Origin of the sequence: Pseudoalteromonas sp. SG43-3 (assembly GCF_014164385.1) — a bacterium.
GTDB lineage: Bacteria > Pseudomonadota > Gammaproteobacteria > Enterobacterales > Alteromonadaceae > Pseudoalteromonas > Pseudoalteromonas distincta.
In genome coordinates this window covers 107,151-122,692 of the sequence record NZ_JACJFC010000005.1, presented here as the reverse complement: position 1 = coordinate 122,692, position 15,542 = coordinate 107,151, and the positions used below count along the sequence as shown (strand labels likewise).

Below are 15,542 nucleotides of genomic sequence, written 5' to 3'. Positions count from 1 at the left end.
GGTGGCTTTGCTATATTAAGTTTTTACACCTTGTAAGGGACTTTTTATGCGTACCGCTGTTATTTCTCATCCTCATTGCCGTAAGCATAAAATGATAGACGACCACCCCGAGTGCCCAGAGCGTCTAGATGCCATAACCGATAGATTACTTGCCAGCGGCGTAGATGTTGGCTTAACACACCTACAAGCACCCAAGGCCGAGCGTGAACATTATTTACTTGCTCACGATGAAGCTTTACTTAAACACGTAGAAAATACGCTACCAACAGAAGGGCTCGCTAATTTAGATGGCGATACGTGGCTGTGCCCCGATTCGTTTAAAGCGATTGAGCGGGCAGTAGGTGCAGGATTGTTAGCGGTTGATGAAATACTTGCCGATAAACTCGATGCTGCTTTTTGCTCAGTGCGCCCGCCAGGGCATCACGCTAATAAAAACTCATCATCTGGGTTTTGTGTGTTTAATAACTTAGCTATTGCTGTTAAGTACGCACAAAGCAAAGGGGTTAAGCGCATTGCTATTGCGGATTTTGATGTACACCACGGTAATGGTACGCAAGATATTTTTATTGATGACGAAAATGTACTGCTTTGTTCGTTATTTCAGTATCCGTTTTATCCAAATACAGCGGTTAAAAATAATAGCCATATAGTTAATTCACCTCTGCCAATTGCCAGTAATGGCGACGATTTAAAAGAGGTGTTTACTGGGCAATGGCTACCAAAATTAAAAGCGTTTAAACCTGAATTACTTTTTATAAGCGCAGGGTTCGATGCTCACCTAGAAGATGATATGGCAAGCTTAAAATTTGTTGAAGATGACTATATTTGGCTTACCGAGCAACTATGTGGCGTTGCTAAAGAGGGCGGTTGTAAAGGGGTTATTTCGTATTTAGAAGGTGGCTATGCGCTATCAGCTTTAGGTCGCAGTGCTGTAGCGCATATAAAAGTGCTTACTGAGGTTTAAATAAAGAGAGTGTTTATAGCCCTAGTAAATCAAACGCCTGCGCAGTACTTAGGGTTTTGATTTTACCAAGGCAGCATTGTCCTTCATTTAATAAGTAAGCTGTAACAAGCTGTGCTAGTTGCTCGCCATTCAATTTAGGGCAAACAGTGCCTTGTAAATTAAGGTAGTCACCTTGCTTGTTAAGTACTCGCACATCGCTTAGCTCACTTTGCGTAACGCTGTGCAAGCACTCTTGTTGCTCTTGTTGGTTATGGGCTATCTCAAGCTCATTATAAATAACCAATAATTGTGGGTAGCTGTTTAACATGGCCCGTTAGCCTACGGTTACTTCATAAGACGTAAATTTACGTATATTAATAACGCCTTTTTCAAAGATTAAGTACTGACCTTTAATACCTTGTAAAACACCACTTACAACAGGGTCTTTATCAAAGTTAAATGAGCTGATTTTTGTTGGGTATTCGGTTACTGGAAAGTTTAAATCAACCACATCTTCATCAAGTTGCTCTATTGCTGTTGCGCCAAATAATTCACTGAGCTCGTTTAGCTTTTCACTAATTTGTGGGATCAGCTCGGCTGCCGCTGCTTTTAAGTCAATTGCGTCGTTTTGACCTTTTAGCATATTGCGCCAATTAGTTTTGTCGGCAATAAATTCAGCCAATGCAACTTCTACTAAACCAGATTGCAGGCGAGTTTGCACTTTAAAAATAGGTAATGCCTGAGTGGCGCCTTGATCAACCCAGCGAGTCGGTATTTGTGTGTGGCGGGTAATACCTACCTTTAAACCTGAGGTGTTAGCGAGATACACATAGTGTGGGATCATGCAGTTTTCTTCGCCCCACTGCGGCTCTCTGCAAGTGCCTTGATCGTAGTGGCAGGTTTCTGGTTTCATTATGCACATATCGCAACTAGCAAGCTTGCGCATACATACAAAACAGTGACCTTGAGAATAGCTTTTTTTGGTTTTTTTACCGCAGTTAGAACATAAAATAGTGCCACTAAAGGTAAGCGTAAGCTCCTTACCTATAAATGCATTTAAGTCTACTAAGTGTTCACCTACAGGTAAGTGATATTGTACTGGTTCGGTTAAGCTCGATTTTAGTTTACGCAGTGTGCCTTGCATCTTTACTTGGCCCCTAAAGATGTTAAAAAGAGGAGTCTAACATTTTTAAGCTATATTGGCTTTTTAAGAAGTGTAAATAGTCGGTGTAAGGCAGTGCTTTTGCGTATAAATAACCTTGGGCGGAATCAGCGTTCATATCTTTGAGCAAGTGATGGATTTCTTGGGTTTCTACCCCCTCAATTGTTATTGATAAATTGAGGTTATGCGCCATATCAATGGCTGTTTGTACAATAACTTGGTGAGTTGGGTTGTTAGGCAAATCAAAAACAAATGACTTATCTATTTTAAGCTCACTAAAGTGATAATTAACTAAGTAGCTAAGTGACGCGTAGCCTGTCCCAAAGTCATCCAGTACCACTTTAATACCTAATGCGGTTAACTCATCAACTAACTTTATAAGTGCATCTTGACTATCTACGAAGGCCGATTCGGTTAGTTCAAATTTAAGTAAGTGTGCCGGCACTTGGTATTTAATTAAAATATTTTCTACTTTTTCGGCTAAATTATTTATGGTTAAGTTTTTAGCACTTAAATTTACGCTAATTGTGTGCTCGTTATAGCCATTTTTAGTAAGCTCAACTATGTCTTTACAAGCTTGCTCTATTACCCACAGTGTTAGCTCGTTAATAATACCTGTGTGTTCAGCAAGTATTATTAGCTCTTCAATTGATAAGTTGCTGTAAGTTGGGTCGGGCCAACGTAATAAAGCTTCAGCACCACTTACGTGGTTACTTAATAAGTTTATTTGAGGTTGGTAATAAAGCGCCAGTTGATTTGTTTTGATTGCTTGTTGCAGCTTAGCGGCTAGAGCAACGTCCATCATCAGATTATTACCGTTTGACGATGACCCAACTTGATTAACGCTACCTTTTGCTTTTTTAAGCGCTAAATAACCACGCTTTAACCAATATTCAAAGTCGTTAGTCTTGCCTGCACTACTAATACCTATACTGTAACTAAGTTGCAGGTTTAGCCCTTTAATTTCATATTGTTTTGGTAGGCTACTAATTATTTTAGTCAGTAGTGCTTCTAGCATTTCTTGGTTTTGTGTTTTTGTAGAAATACAGGCAAATACACCACTGCTTAAATCGGCTAAGCGAGGACTGGTGTTTAAATCTGTTTCGAGGTTTGTAAATTCACGTTCATGGCTGAGTTCTAATTCAAGCTCTTTGGCTATATGCTTTATAAGTGTGTAGCCCTGAGAAGAGGTAATAATCGTATTGAGTGAATTAAAGTGACGTATTTTTATTAAACACAACGTTGTTGAGCGGTTTTGGCTCTGTAGTGCCATAAATGCTTGTTTTAGCTTGGAGCTATTAAGTAATCGTGTTTGTTGTGTATGCGTGGCATGATAAAGCGCACGTTCTCGCTGATACCTTACCCTGTCTGCTAATGCCATCGCCATTAAAATAACTTCACACAAAATAGCGACTAAAAAGGCATGGCGGGTTGCAAAGGTATACGGTAAAACACCAGTGAGTTCCATAGGCTGAATTGCCGCACCAAAAATTAGCGGTATCCATGATAAAACATAAAACTTAGCCCACCTAAAACCACTGCGTAACTTGTTATATATTAAAATAATACAAGTAATATAAAGAAGTACCATTACACCAAAAAATATAGGAGCCGCTATATTTTCAGGAATAAACAAGCTACATACAGCAAGAGTAAACATTAGCCAAAGTAGAGCTATGCTCATTTTGTAACGCCAACATTTATCTTTATGATAGCGCAAAAACATGGTGCAAAAAGCAAGGGTGAAAAAGGCGACCCCATAATTACTAAATACAATTTGTTCGTGAATAAAGAGCTGCCATTGCTTAGGCCATAAATAAAAACCAAAGCCCAGTACTGCACCCATTAGCGTAATAGCGCTGACGATGTAGCCAATATAAATTAAATAAACACGGTCTTTTATACCAAAATAAAGCACCAAGTTGTAAAGCGCAGCCATCAATAGCACGCCTACAAAAATACCCCAGATCCCAGTTTGAGATCGCACTAAGTCAATAAACTCTTTATCACGATACAAGTTTACAGGTGTTTTACTTATGCCGATTGTGTCTATTTTTATTACTAGGCGTTGTGATGATTTTCTTTCTACTAAAAAGCGAATATGCGGTACGCTGTATTCAAACAAAGAGAGGGCTTCTTCTTTATCGCCGAGTTTGTATGTTTCAACTAGTTTGTTATTTTTATCGAGGCGATAAACCGTAAGGTGATCGACCATAGGGTTGTCAAAATGTGCCACAACATTTTGCTTGTTAAGACTTTTATTTTCTAAATCAAGAAACAACCAATAATTTTGTTGGCTAAAGCTCCATGGAACATCTGAAAATGGTTGATGAGTAAGTAATTCAGGTTGGTTAATGATGGTATCGAATGTTTTAGTTTTGGTTTCGTCAATATAGTAGGCGTAATCGAGGTACATTGGAGCCGTTTTATCAATTGTATATCGTGTAGGCACGACGAGGTTTGATGCCAATGTACTGATTATAAAAAATATAAAAATCAGTATGGCAACAGCAATTGCATGGTAACGTAAAGTTCTTAGTTCCAACGTTAATTTACTTTTAAAAAACCTTTTAATTAGTGTAGCACTAAAAAAGCGCAGGGAAACTGCGCTTTTTTAGTTAAATTAATTGGTTATACCAATGAATAGGTATTATAGGCTATTGCTCGCGTGCAATAGCACGGTAAGCTATATCTGTACGATATTCCATACCATCCCAGCTAATTTGTTTAACAAGCTCATAGGCGCGTTGCTGCGCTTGCGTAACAGTGTTACCAAGTGCTGTTGCGCATAATACGCGACCGCCTGCGGTTACAACGTCATTGCCACTTTGTTTAGTACCCGCATGAAACACTTTTTCACCTGCAGGGTAATCCACTTTTAGCCCCGAAATAGCGTCACCTTTAGGGTAATCACCAGGGTAACCTTTAGCGGCAAGTACAACACCAACGGCTGCGCGTGGGTCAAACTCAATTGTTGTTTTATCAAGTTCTACACGGTTAGCAGCTTCAATCAATTCAACCAAATCTGATTGCAAACGTAGCATCATTGGTTGAGTTTCAGGATCGCCAAAGCGACAATTGTACTCAATTACTTTAGGGGTGCCTGTTTCGTCAATCATTAAACCTGCATATAAAAAGCCGGTGTACGGATGGCCTTCGCTTGCCATACCTTCTACCGTAGGGTAGATCACTTCGTTCATAATACGCTGGTGGATTTCATCAGTAACAACTGGCGCGGGTGAGTATGCACCCATGCCACCCGTGTTAGGACCCGCATCGCCATTGTAAGCGCGTTTATGATCTTGACTGGTTGCAAATGGTAATACGTTTTTACCATCAACCATTACGATGAAAGACGCTTCTTCACCGTCTAAAAACTCTTCAATAACAACACGACTTCCCGCATCGCCAAAAGCATTACCCGCAAGCATATCGCGAATCGCTTCTTCGGCATCGGCCTCCGTCATGGCTACAATTACGCCTTTACCCGCAGCCAAACCATCTGCTTTTACAACAATTGGTGCGCCTTTCTCTTTTAAATAAGCAAGGGCAGGCTCAATTTGTTCAAACGTTTGGTAGTCGCCCGTTGGGATTTTATGACGTGCTAAAAAGTCTTTAGTAAACGATTTCGAACCTTCAAGCTGAGCTGCGCCCGCCGTTGGTCCAAAAATAGCCATGTTATTTTCACGAAACTTATCAACAACACCCAGTACTAACGGTATTTCTGGACCTACAATAGTAAGCTCTACCTTATTTTGCTGTGCAAAACTAAGTAAACCATCTAAGTCGTCAACGTTTATAGCTACGTTTTCAAGTTTTGGTTCAAGTGCAGTACCTGCATTACCAGGGGCTACAAATACAGTATTTACTTTGGTGTTTTGAGCGGCTTTAAACGCAAGTGCGTGTTCGCGGCCGCCGCTGCCAATGACTAAAACATTCATGGCGAAAATTCCTATTTAAAGCGGTTTCTTAAATTTCAGCGTCATGCGATCGCTTTCACCAATGGCTTTATATTTGTCAGCATCTTGTTCGCCGAGTCTTAAGCTTGGTGGTAGCGTCCATACACCTTTAGGGTGATCGGCTGTATCTTTTGGATTTGCATTTATTTCACTGCTTGCTACTAATTCAAACCCAGCTTGTTCAGCAAGGCCTACTACGTAGCTCTGCTTCATATAGCCTGATGTTTTTTGATCTTCATCAGCACGCTCTTCAGCTAAACGGTGTTCAACTAAACCTAATGTACCGCCTGGTTTAAGGGCTTTATAAAAAGCTTGGAATGCACTTAATGCACCGCTTTTATCTTTGCCCATATACCAGTTATGTACATTACGAAATGTTAAAACCATATCGGCACTGCCAGCTGGCGCAATATCTAAATGTGTTACAGGTGCAAACTCAGTAATTTTAACGCTACTAAAGCGCTCATCTTCAGCTACTTTTTGTTTAAAGCCTGCAAGAGAGCGTTGGTAGTAGCCAACTGATGAATCAGCAGGAAAGTGCGCGGCATAATAAGTGCCTTGTTCTTTTAATGCTGGCGCTAAAACTTCACTATACCAACCACCACCGGGTGCAATTTCAACAACTGTCATGGTTGGTTTAAAGCCAAAAAATGCAAGTGTTTGAGCTGGGTGACGATATTCATCACGAGCGCTGTTTTTAGCACTGCGTTCGCTTGATTGAAGTGCATGTTCAAGGCTTGATTCGTGGTTATGGCTAAGCGCCATAGTCGATGTCATTGTTAGTGTGGCTACAAGTAGCGATTTTAGCGCAAATTTCATTGTTTGTTCCTTCACATTATAATTTTAAATAGGTTATTGAATAATCAGAATACGTGAATTTATAGCAAACAAAAAGGGTTAAACCAACGTTTAACCCTTCGTGTGATTAGTGGCGGAAATGGCGCATACCAGTGAGTACCATTGCCATGCCAGCTTCATCAGCAGCTGCAATCACTTCTTCATCACGCATTGAGCCACCAGGCTGAATTACCGCAGTAATGCCAGCGGCTGCGGCTGCGTCAATGCCATCACGGAATGGGAAGAATGCGTCAGACGCCATAACTGAACCTTTAACTTCAAGGTTTTCGTCGGCGGCTTTTATACCTGCAATTTTAGCTGAGTATACGCGACTCATTTGGCCTGCGCCCACACCAATGGTCATACCGTCACGGGCATAAACAATTGCGTTTGATTTAACAAACTTAGCTACTTTCCAGCAAAACAGTAAATCTTTAAGTTCTTGCTCAGAAGGCTGGCGCTTAGAAACAACTTTTAAGTCGCCCTGCGTTACCATGCCTAAGTCGCGGTCTTGAACTAAAATACCGCCGTTAACGCGTTTAATATCTTGGCCTGCGGCTTTACCTGTCCACTGTCCACACTCTAATAGGCGCACGTTCTTTTTAGCTTCAACAATTTTTGCAGCGTCGCTCGAAATACTAGGTGCAATAATAACTTCAACAAACTGACGGTCAACAATTGCTTGTGCAGTTGCTGCATCTAGCTCTCGGTTAAAGGCAATAATGCCACCAAATGCTGATGTAGGGTCTGTTTTAAAAGCGCGCTCGTATGCTTGTAGAATATTGTCCCCAATTGAAACACCACACGGATTAGCATGTTTTACAATTACGCACGCAGGTACGTCAAATTCTTTAACACATTCAAGTGCTGCATCGGTATCTGCAATGTTGTTAAACGAAAGGGCCTTACCTTGCAATTGAGTTGCTGTTGCAACTGATGCTTCAGCAATGTCATTTTCAACATAAAAAGCAGCATCTTGATGTGAGTTTTCACCGTAACGCATATCTTGCTTTTTAGTGAACTGCATATTGATAGTACGTGGGAATTTAGTCTCTACAGCAGCTTCCTCGGTGTAATCAGGCACCATTTTACCGAAGTAGTTAGCAATCATGCCATCGTATTGTGCAGTGTGCTCGTAGGCGGCAATCGCTAAATCAAAACGTGTTTTGTACGTTGTTGAACCATTGTTGTTTTGCATTTCGCTAATAACACGGTCGTAGTCGCTCGCGTTTACCACGATTGTTACATCTTTGTGGTTTTTAGCTGCTGCACGAACCATTGTAGGGCCGCCAATATCAATATTTTCAATGGCATCTTCAAGGCTGCAGTTTTCTTGAGCGACTGTATTCGCAAAGGGGTATAAGTTAACTACAACTATGTCGATAGCAGAAATGTTGTTATCTGCCATTACGCTTTCATCTTGTCCGCGACGGGCTAATATGCCGCCGTGAATTTTTGGGTGAAGAGTTTTTACGCGACCATCCATGATTTCAGGGTGGCCTGTGTGATCTGATACTTCAGTCACTTTTATGGCGTTATCAGCAAGTAGTTTACATGTGCCGCCAGTTGATAAAATATCAACGCCTTGCGCTTCAAGTGCGCGGGCAAATTCAACAATACCGGTTTTATCAGACACACTTAATAGTGCGCGACGAATGGGACGATGAGTATCCATTGTAGTTTGATTTCCTCAGTTAATGAGCTAGCTTAGAAGCGGGCATTTTAACTGATTACTACTCAAAAAACGACTTATAAAGGCTCAATAAGCGTGAGCATTTTGCAATTTAGTTAATAAACTGTAGGCATAAAAAAAGCACCCTAAGGTGCTTTTTTTGCATAATACCAGTTGTATTGGATTAGTAAGTAGTAATAACGATAGAAAAACAAGTCTATAACAAGGCAAAAATTTTGCAGTGTAGTTATTCTACATAAAAAACTTTTGACGACGTTATGGGCTTGTTTAGCTCGTTAGAATACTTACGCTTTCAACATAATTGGTATTAGTTCATGCCGTATTTTTTAAGCTTTTTACGTAAAGTACCACGGTTGATACCTAGTAAAATTGCTGCACGAGTTTGGTTACCACGTGTATATGTCATTACTTCTTCAAGTAATGGCGCTTCTAGCTCTGAAAGAACAAGGTCGTAAACGTCTTGCACATCTTGACCGTTAAGCTGCTTTAAATAGTGGTGAACAGCTTTTTTTACTGCATCACGCAATGGCTGCGGTTTCTCGTGTGACTGAACATGAGGGTTAGTGATAAATGGAGAAGTCACGTTTTGTTCGAACATTATTAAGTCTCTTTCTTTCTTAGTTAGCTGCTAGTGTTTTAAAGTATTGCTCTAATGCGACGACCTGTGCCTGTGGGTTGTCGAGCGCATTAAATACTCGCCTAAACTGACCATCACTGTCATGGGTTTGCAAATACCAAGATACATGTTTGCGAGCAATTCGCGCTCCCATTGGCTCACCGTAAAACATATGGAGGTTTGTTAAATGCTCCATTAATATACTGCGCACCTCTGCAATAGCAGGTGCCTGTAAATGTTCCCCAGTTCGCAAATAGTGGTCTATCTCCCTAAATATCCAAGGGCGACCTTGGGCGGCTCGGCCAATCATAATGGCATCTGCACCCGTATAGTCTAAAACCTGTTTTGCTTTTTCTGGTGATGTAATATCACCATTGGCAACAACAGGAATCGACACTGAACGTTTTATATCCCTAATCGTGGCGTACTCAGCATCACCTTTGTACATACATGCGCGCGTACGCCCATGTACAGCAAGTGATGCAATGCCATAACGTTCAGCTATTCTCGCAATCTCTACACCATTACGGTTATCCGGATCCCATCCTGTACGGATTTTAAGTGTCACAGGTATATCAACAGCATTAACGACTGCATCAATAATCTCTTCCACAAGTTCAGGAAACTGTAATAAGGCAGAGCCTGCGAGTTTCTTGTTCACTTTTTTTGCTGGGCACCCCATATTGATATCTATGATCTGTGCACCATTAGCAACATTGAATTGTGCGGCCTGCGCCATAAGCTCAGGATCTGCTCCTGCAATTTGCACCGCGCGTATACCCGACTCACCGCTGTGATCCATACGGTTCATCGACTTTTCTGTTTTCCAAACCTTAGGATTTGACGATAGCATTTCAGACACAGCTAAGCCCGCACCTAAGCGTCGACAAAGTTGTCTGAATGGTCTGTCTGTAATGCCTGCCATTGGCGCGACAATTACATTATTCTCAAGTTGGTATTTACCGATACGCACTATATTCAATAGGCCTCTTTTCAAGGGGCGCTAAGTTTACGGTTTTTTTCACAAAAATCAAAGGCTATAAATTGAACAAAAGTAACTTTTTTTTGCCCTTTTCGTATTGACATTTGATAACCACATGACAAGTAGGTTGATTTGTTTGAAATTCATACAGATTTTATTTTTTACAAGATAACTAGAAAATTTTTTGATATGTAAAAAAATAGTAAAGCCTGTTAAATACAGGCTTTACATGCATGTTTTGAGTTAATACTCTAGATTTGATTGTTCGATTTATTACGCTTTTTTAGTGCCACTTACTCGAGTCCAATCACCTTCAACGGCAATGTCATCTAGTTCAATAAACGGTGCATAAATGTCAGCAACCGATTGTGCTTGTTCTTCTAAAATACCTGACATGGCAATTTTACCACCTGGCTTTAATAACCCTAAAATCACACTATGTAATTCGCGAAGTGGCTGGGCTAAAATATTGGCCACTACTATATCTGCACTAAACTCAGGTTGGTTTTCTGGAAGGTATACTTCGAGTTTGTCTGCAACACCATTTCGGTTCGCGTTATCAAGGCTAGCTTCAAGCGCTTGAGGGTCAATATCTATCCCAATCATACGCTCTGCACCTAGTTTTATAGCTGCAATACCTAAAATGCCTGAGCCACAACCAAAATCAACAACCGTTTTACCCGTCAGATCTTGGCTTTCTAACCATTTAAGGCACAAGGCCGTTGTTGCATGCGTACCCGTGCCAAAAGCAAGGCCAGGGTCTAGCAATACATTTACAGCATCAGGGTCAGGAATGTCGCGCCAGCTTGGGCAAATCCATAGTTTTTCGCCAAATTGAATAGGGTGGAAGTTATCCATCCATTCACGTTCCCAGTCTTTATCTTCAAGTTGCTCGATTTTGTATACTAAATTGTCTTTTAGCTCATCATGGCGCTTCAATAACGCAACGACTGCGTTCATATCATGATTAGCTTCGAACAGGCCAATAACTGTGGTATCAGCCCAGAACACAACGGTGCCAATTTTAGGCTCGTAGATAGGGGTGTCTTTTGCGTCAATAAAGGTTACTGAAGCGCTACCCGCTTCCATTAATAGATCGCTTACGGCATCAGCTGTTGCAGCATTGGCATTAATACGAATTTGGATCCAAGCCATGGTTATTTCCTTCAAATAGAAAAAAGGCCGCTATAGCGGCCTTTTTAGTTTATATAGTAGCGCTAAAATTATTTAGCGTCTAAAAAGCTTTTCAGTAAATCTGAGCGAGAAGGGTGGCGTAATTTACGCAGCGCTTTCGCTTCTATTTGACGAATACGCTCACGTGTTACGTCAAACTGTTTACCTACTTCTTCTAAGGTGTGGTCGGTATTCATATCAATACCAAAACGCATACGTAGTACTTTAGCTTCACGAGCTGTTAAGCCTGCAAGTACATCGTTAGTTGCGCCACGAAGAGATTCCATTGTTGCCGAATCGATTGGCGAATCAATAGTTGTATCTTCGATAAAGTCACCTAAGTGAGAATCTTCATCATCACCGATTGGTGTTTCCATTGAAATTGGCTCTTTAGCAATCTTAAGTACCTTACGGATTTTATCCTCAGGCATCATCATGCGTTCTGCTAATTCTTCTGGATTTGGCTCACGACCCATTTCTTGTAACATTTGACGAGAGATACGGTTAAGTTTATTAATCGTTTCAATCATATGCACAGGGATACGGATTGTTCTTGCTTGGTCAGCAATAGAGCGTGTGATTGCTTGACGTATCCACCACGTAGCATAAGTAGAGAACTTATAACCACGGCGATATTCAAACTTATCAACCGCTTTCATCAGACCAATGTTACCTTCTTGGATTAAATCTAAGAATTGTAAGCCACGGTTTGTGTATTTTTTAGCAATTGAGATTACAAGACGTAAGTTAGCTTCAACCATTTCTTTTTTCGCACGGCGTGCTTTCGCTTCACCTATGCTCATTCGACGGTTGATGTCTTTAATACGCTCAATGCTTAAACCTGTTGTTTGTTCAATAACAGATAATTTATTAATGCTACGAATGATTTCTGGCTTAACTTCTTCAAGTTTAGCTGAATACTTTTCGTTACCTGAAATTTCTAAATCAACCCAAGAAGCGTCAGTTTCGTTATTAGCAAAATGCTTAACGAATGTTTTCTTTGGTAATTTAGCAATTTGAACAGCTTGCTTCATGATTAGGCGTTCTTGAACACGAACACGATCCATCATTTCACGCATGTTATTTACCATGCGGTCAAACTGTTTAGGTATTAATTTAAATGTTCTGAAAAGCTCACCAATTTCAAAAATGGCTGCTTGTGATTCAGGATGCGAACGACCTTTAGCTTCAAACGTATCACGTGCTTTATTATATAAATCACGTAAATTTTCAAAATGAATACGAGCTTCTTCAGGATCTGGCCCTGTGTCTATCTCTTCTTCATCTTCATCATCGCTATCAGCATCATCTTTGTCATCTTTATCGTCGTCCTCAAGTTGCTTAGCACTTAATTCTGAACCGATGTTAGTTGCTGAAATTGGCGCTGTATCTTCATTAGGATCGATAAAGCCAACGATAATATCGCTTAAACGCATTTCTTCAGCTTCAAACTTATCCCACTGCTCTAGTAGGTAAGTGATTGCTTCAGGGTACTCTGCAACAGAAATCTGTACTTGATTAATGCCTTCTTCAATACGTTTAGCGATTACAATTTCGCCTTCACGTGTAAGAAGTTCAACAGTACCCATTTCGCGCATGTACATGCGAACTGGATCCGTTGTACGGCCGATTTCTTTTTCTACAGTCGCAAGGGCTGCAGCGGCAGCTTCAGCTGCGTCTTCGTCTGTCGTTGTTTCTTGCATCATTAATTCATCAGCATCAGGCGCGTTTTCGCTAACCTTGATACCCATGTCATTAATCATGCTTATGATATCTTCTACTTGATCTGAGTCTATAATGTCTTGTGGAAGGTGATCATTTACTTCTGCAAAAGTTAAGTAGCCTTGCTCTTTACCTTTCTGAATCAGAAGTTTTAATTGTGACTGAGGAGTTGGATCCATAGAGATTGTTTCTTCCACTCTGATAAGTTGATACAACAGGCGCCATCATGTAGTTTGCATTAAAGCTAACTAGAATAATGTGACGCAGTGAATAGCACAGTATAACAGTTTAAATCAATTTTGACTAGGGTCTGTTGGTCTTTCAGGATTAAAGTTTGTTCTATCCAAGGGGGGGTTAATCGCGGCGCGAGGTTTGTAACCTAGTGGGCTAAGTAAAAACCGAGCAACAAAGAGTAAACCTCCCTTGGGTCGAACCCAAAGGGCAGCGCGTGTTTGGTATTTATGCTGCGTTATCGCCTATTTATGTGGAATAACCACACTACATAAGCTCTGTCTTGTCTAAATACCAAACACACTGCTGTAAACTTAACCTCGAAAGATAAACAGACCCTAACTGTTAGTCGCTTTTAACGCTGTCATTAACAAATGACACTCAAGCCTTTCATCGCTACTAAGGCCTTGTGTCTTGTCCTTTATTAATAGGGTCTCGAGTCGATAATTTAAACACTGATCTTCAATAAACTTGAAAGTATTTTTAAAAACCGTCTCTAAACGTTCTTCATTTATCTCATGTTGCCACGTTGCAAGCTTGATTAATGGCTCGTAATCTTCAGTTCCTCGAAAAAACTCGAGCAGTTGCGCAGTGGTCACATTTTCTTTTTCTAAAGCTTGTTCTTGTAATCGTAATAACAGCCCTATGCCAGCAATGTTCATTTGTGCAAGCTCAGGTAAATACGGCACACTTTTAGCTAAATTAGGGTGCTGGATCAATATACCGATAGCTTGGCGCATAGGTGTTATTTTAAATTTACGTTCAATAGAGTGTTGTTGTTTAGGCGTTTTTAAACGGCTATTCAACTGCTCACGCGTTCTGCCAATTAAGCGTCCTAATTGTTCAAGAATGTTTTCTTGATAAAACTCACTTGGAATTTTTTCAATTAGTGGAAGTGCTGCACTAAGAAGTTTAGCTTTTCCTGAATCGAGTGTTAAATCAACCTCTTGGCTTAATTTATTAAACAATACTTTGGTAAAGTCATCTGCTTGGCTTAGGCGCAATTCGAATTGCTCCTTACCTTCTTTTTGTACAAGCGAGTCAGGGTCTTCGCCATCTGGTAAAAATGCAAATTGTAGTGCTTTACCATCGTTTAAATAAGGGAGTGCATTTTCAAGTGCCCGCCAAGCAGCGTCACGGCCAGCCCTGTCGCCATCGTAACAACAGATTACTTTATCAGTAGTTCTAAATAAAGTGTGCATGTGCTCGCTTGTTGTTGCTGTCCCCAGTGATGCAACTGCATATTCAATCCCTTGTTCAGCTAAGGCAACAACATCCATATAACCTTCAACAATCATTACATGATCAAGTTTTTTATGGGCTTGCTTTGCTTCGTAAAGCCCATAAAGCTCAAAGCCTTTATGGAAAATTCGGGTTTCTGGCGAGTTTAGATATTTTGGCCCTTGGTCGGCTTGCATTACACGCCCACCAAATGCAATAACGCGTCCGCGTTTATCGCGAATAGGGAACATTAGGCGATCGCGAAAAAAATCAAATTGTCTGCCTGGTGTTTTTTCTGAAGCTAGCTTTAGCTCAACCAATTGCTCTTTTTGTTCTTTATTACGACCAAGCTGTAGGCATAGCCCATCCCATTCACTGGGAGCGTAGCCAATCATAAATTTTTTAACAGTTTCACCGCTTAAACCACGGCCTTTAACATACTCAATAACAGCAGCAGAATTACTATGGTGTTTTAATTGGTGCTGATAAAAGCGAGCAGTATGAAGCATTAAGTCGTAATCGGAGCGCTTTTGCGCAGCCGTACGCTCTGGTGCTGAATTTGCGCCTTGTTCTCGAGGTACTTCTAAGTTAAGCATGCTGGCTATTTCTTCAATAGCATCTACAAACTCTAGCTTTTCGTACTCCATTACAAACGAAATTGCATTACCATTAGCGCCACACCCAAAGCAGTGATAAAACTGTTTGTCTTGCGATACAGTAAATGAGGGAGATTTTTCGTTATGAAATGGGCAGCAAGCTTGATAATCCTTACCTGCTTTTTTTAGACCTACTTTTGAGTCTATCAGGTCGACAATATCGGTTCTGGCAAGTAAATCGTCTATAAAGTTACGTGGGATCTTTCCGGCCATTAGTAAAATACAGTCCTGAAATAATAAGAAGAAGAACGAATATGAAATTTACTTTTTTATACTTGCTTGATGCAAAATATAGTGTGCTTTAACTTACCAAAATGACAGCGAAATAAATAGGGAAGCTATAAAAA

The 15,542-nt window shown here is 40.6% G+C and carries 12 protein-coding genes; 1 reads left to right on the top strand and 11 read right to left on the bottom strand.

Annotation, left to right across the window (positions count from 1 at the left end):
• Window positions 1–46 precede the first annotated feature (46 nt).
• Window positions 47–964, top strand: a complete 918-nt coding sequence (locus H5157_RS06150) for a histone deacetylase family protein (RefSeq protein WP_149593802.1) — start codon at window positions 47–49, stop codon at window positions 962–964.
• Between the two features lie 13 nt (window positions 965–977).
• Here H5157_RS06150 and H5157_RS06145 read toward each other — a convergent pair whose 3' ends face one another.
• From H5157_RS06145 to dnaG, 11 genes are all read right to left on the bottom strand, one after another.
• On the bottom strand, window positions 978–1,271 hold the full coding sequence (locus H5157_RS06145; RefSeq protein ID WP_002957811.1) for a hypothetical protein: 294 nt from the start codon (window positions 1,269–1,271) through the stop codon (window positions 978–980).
• Window positions 1,272–1,277: 6 nt separating this feature from the next.
• Window positions 1,278–2,087, bottom strand: coding sequence for a DUF2797 domain-containing protein (locus H5157_RS06140; RefSeq protein WP_024597548.1), 810 nt, complete (start codon window positions 2,085–2,087; stop codon window positions 1,278–1,280).
• 22 nt (window positions 2,088–2,109) lie between these two features.
• Window positions 2,110–4,650 (bottom strand): EAL domain-containing protein, encoded by a 2,541-nt coding sequence (locus tag H5157_RS06135; RefSeq protein WP_182682567.1) that lies wholly within the window; start codon window positions 4,648–4,650, stop codon window positions 2,110–2,112.
• 112 nt (window positions 4,651–4,762) lie between these two features.
• On the bottom strand, window positions 4,763–6,046 hold the full coding sequence (gene purD / locus H5157_RS06130; protein ID WP_182724368.1) for a phosphoribosylamine--glycine ligase: 1,284 nt from the start codon (window positions 6,044–6,046) through the stop codon (window positions 4,763–4,765).
• A 15-nt stretch (window positions 6,047–6,061) separates the two neighbouring features.
• Entirely contained in the window at window positions 6,062–6,883 is an 822-nt protein-coding gene (locus tag H5157_RS06125; protein WP_182724367.1) for a class I SAM-dependent methyltransferase, read from the bottom strand.
• A gap of 106 nt (window positions 6,884–6,989) precedes the next feature.
• Window positions 6,990–8,576 (bottom strand): bifunctional phosphoribosylaminoimidazolecarboxamide formyltransferase/IMP cyclohydrolase, encoded by a 1,587-nt coding sequence (gene purH / locus H5157_RS06120; protein WP_024603688.1) that lies wholly within the window; start codon window positions 8,574–8,576, stop codon window positions 6,990–6,992.
• A gap of 325 nt (window positions 8,577–8,901) precedes the next feature.
• Window positions 8,902–9,192, bottom strand: a complete 291-nt coding sequence (gene fis, locus H5157_RS06115) for a DNA-binding transcriptional regulator Fis (protein WP_002957804.1) — start codon at window positions 9,190–9,192, stop codon at window positions 8,902–8,904.
• Between the two features lie 19 nt (window positions 9,193–9,211).
• Window positions 9,212–10,183, bottom strand: a complete 972-nt coding sequence (gene dusB / locus H5157_RS06110; protein ID WP_182724402.1) for a tRNA dihydrouridine synthase DusB — start codon at window positions 10,181–10,183, stop codon at window positions 9,212–9,214.
• Window positions 10,184–10,465: 282 nt separating this feature from the next.
• A complete protein-coding gene (prmA, locus tag H5157_RS06105) occupies window positions 10,466–11,347 on the bottom strand; it encodes a 50S ribosomal protein L11 methyltransferase (RefSeq protein WP_002957801.1) in 882 nt (293 codons plus the stop codon).
• A gap of 68 nt (window positions 11,348–11,415) precedes the next feature.
• Window positions 11,416–13,266, bottom strand: a complete 1,851-nt coding sequence (gene rpoD, locus H5157_RS06100) for an RNA polymerase sigma factor RpoD (protein WP_002957800.1) — start codon at window positions 13,264–13,266, stop codon at window positions 11,416–11,418.
• A gap of 390 nt (window positions 13,267–13,656) precedes the next feature.
• Window positions 13,657–15,408: a DNA primase gene (gene dnaG / locus H5157_RS06095; protein ID WP_165744708.1), complete on the bottom strand. Its 1,752-nt coding sequence runs from the start codon at window positions 15,406–15,408 to the stop codon at window positions 13,657–13,659.
• Window positions 15,409–15,542: the final 134 nt, after the last annotated feature.

Coding starts and splice junctions, on each gene's coding strand:
- dnaG (WP_165744708.1), bottom strand. CDS start 15,408: ATGGCCGGAAAGATCCCACGTAACTTTATAGACGATTTACTTGCCAGA.
- H5157_RS06145 (WP_002957811.1), bottom strand. CDS start 1,271: ATGTTAAACAGCTACCCACAATTATTGGTTATTTATAATGAGCTTGAG.
- H5157_RS06125 (WP_182724367.1), bottom strand. CDS start 6,883: ATGAAATTTGCGCTAAAATCGCTACTTGTAGCCACACTAACAATGACA.
- purH (WP_024603688.1), bottom strand. CDS start 8,576: ATGGATACTCATCGTCCCATTCGTCGCGCACTATTAAGTGTGTCTGAT.
- H5157_RS06150 (WP_149593802.1), top strand. CDS start 47: ATGCGTACCGCTGTTATTTCTCATCCTCATTGCCGTAAGCATAAAATG.
- fis (WP_002957804.1), bottom strand. CDS start 9,192: ATGTTCGAACAAAACGTGACTTCTCCATTTATCACTAACCCTCATGTT.
- purD (WP_182724368.1), bottom strand. CDS start 6,046: ATGAATGTTTTAGTCATTGGCAGCGGCGGCCGCGAACACGCACTTGCG.
- rpoD (WP_002957800.1), bottom strand. CDS start 13,266: ATGGATCCAACTCCTCAGTCACAATTAAAACTTCTGATTCAGAAAGGT.
- prmA (WP_002957801.1), bottom strand. CDS start 11,347: ATGGCTTGGATCCAAATTCGTATTAATGCCAATGCTGCAACAGCTGAT.
- H5157_RS06140 (WP_024597548.1), bottom strand. CDS start 2,087: ATGCAAGGCACACTGCGTAAACTAAAATCGAGCTTAACCGAACCAGTA.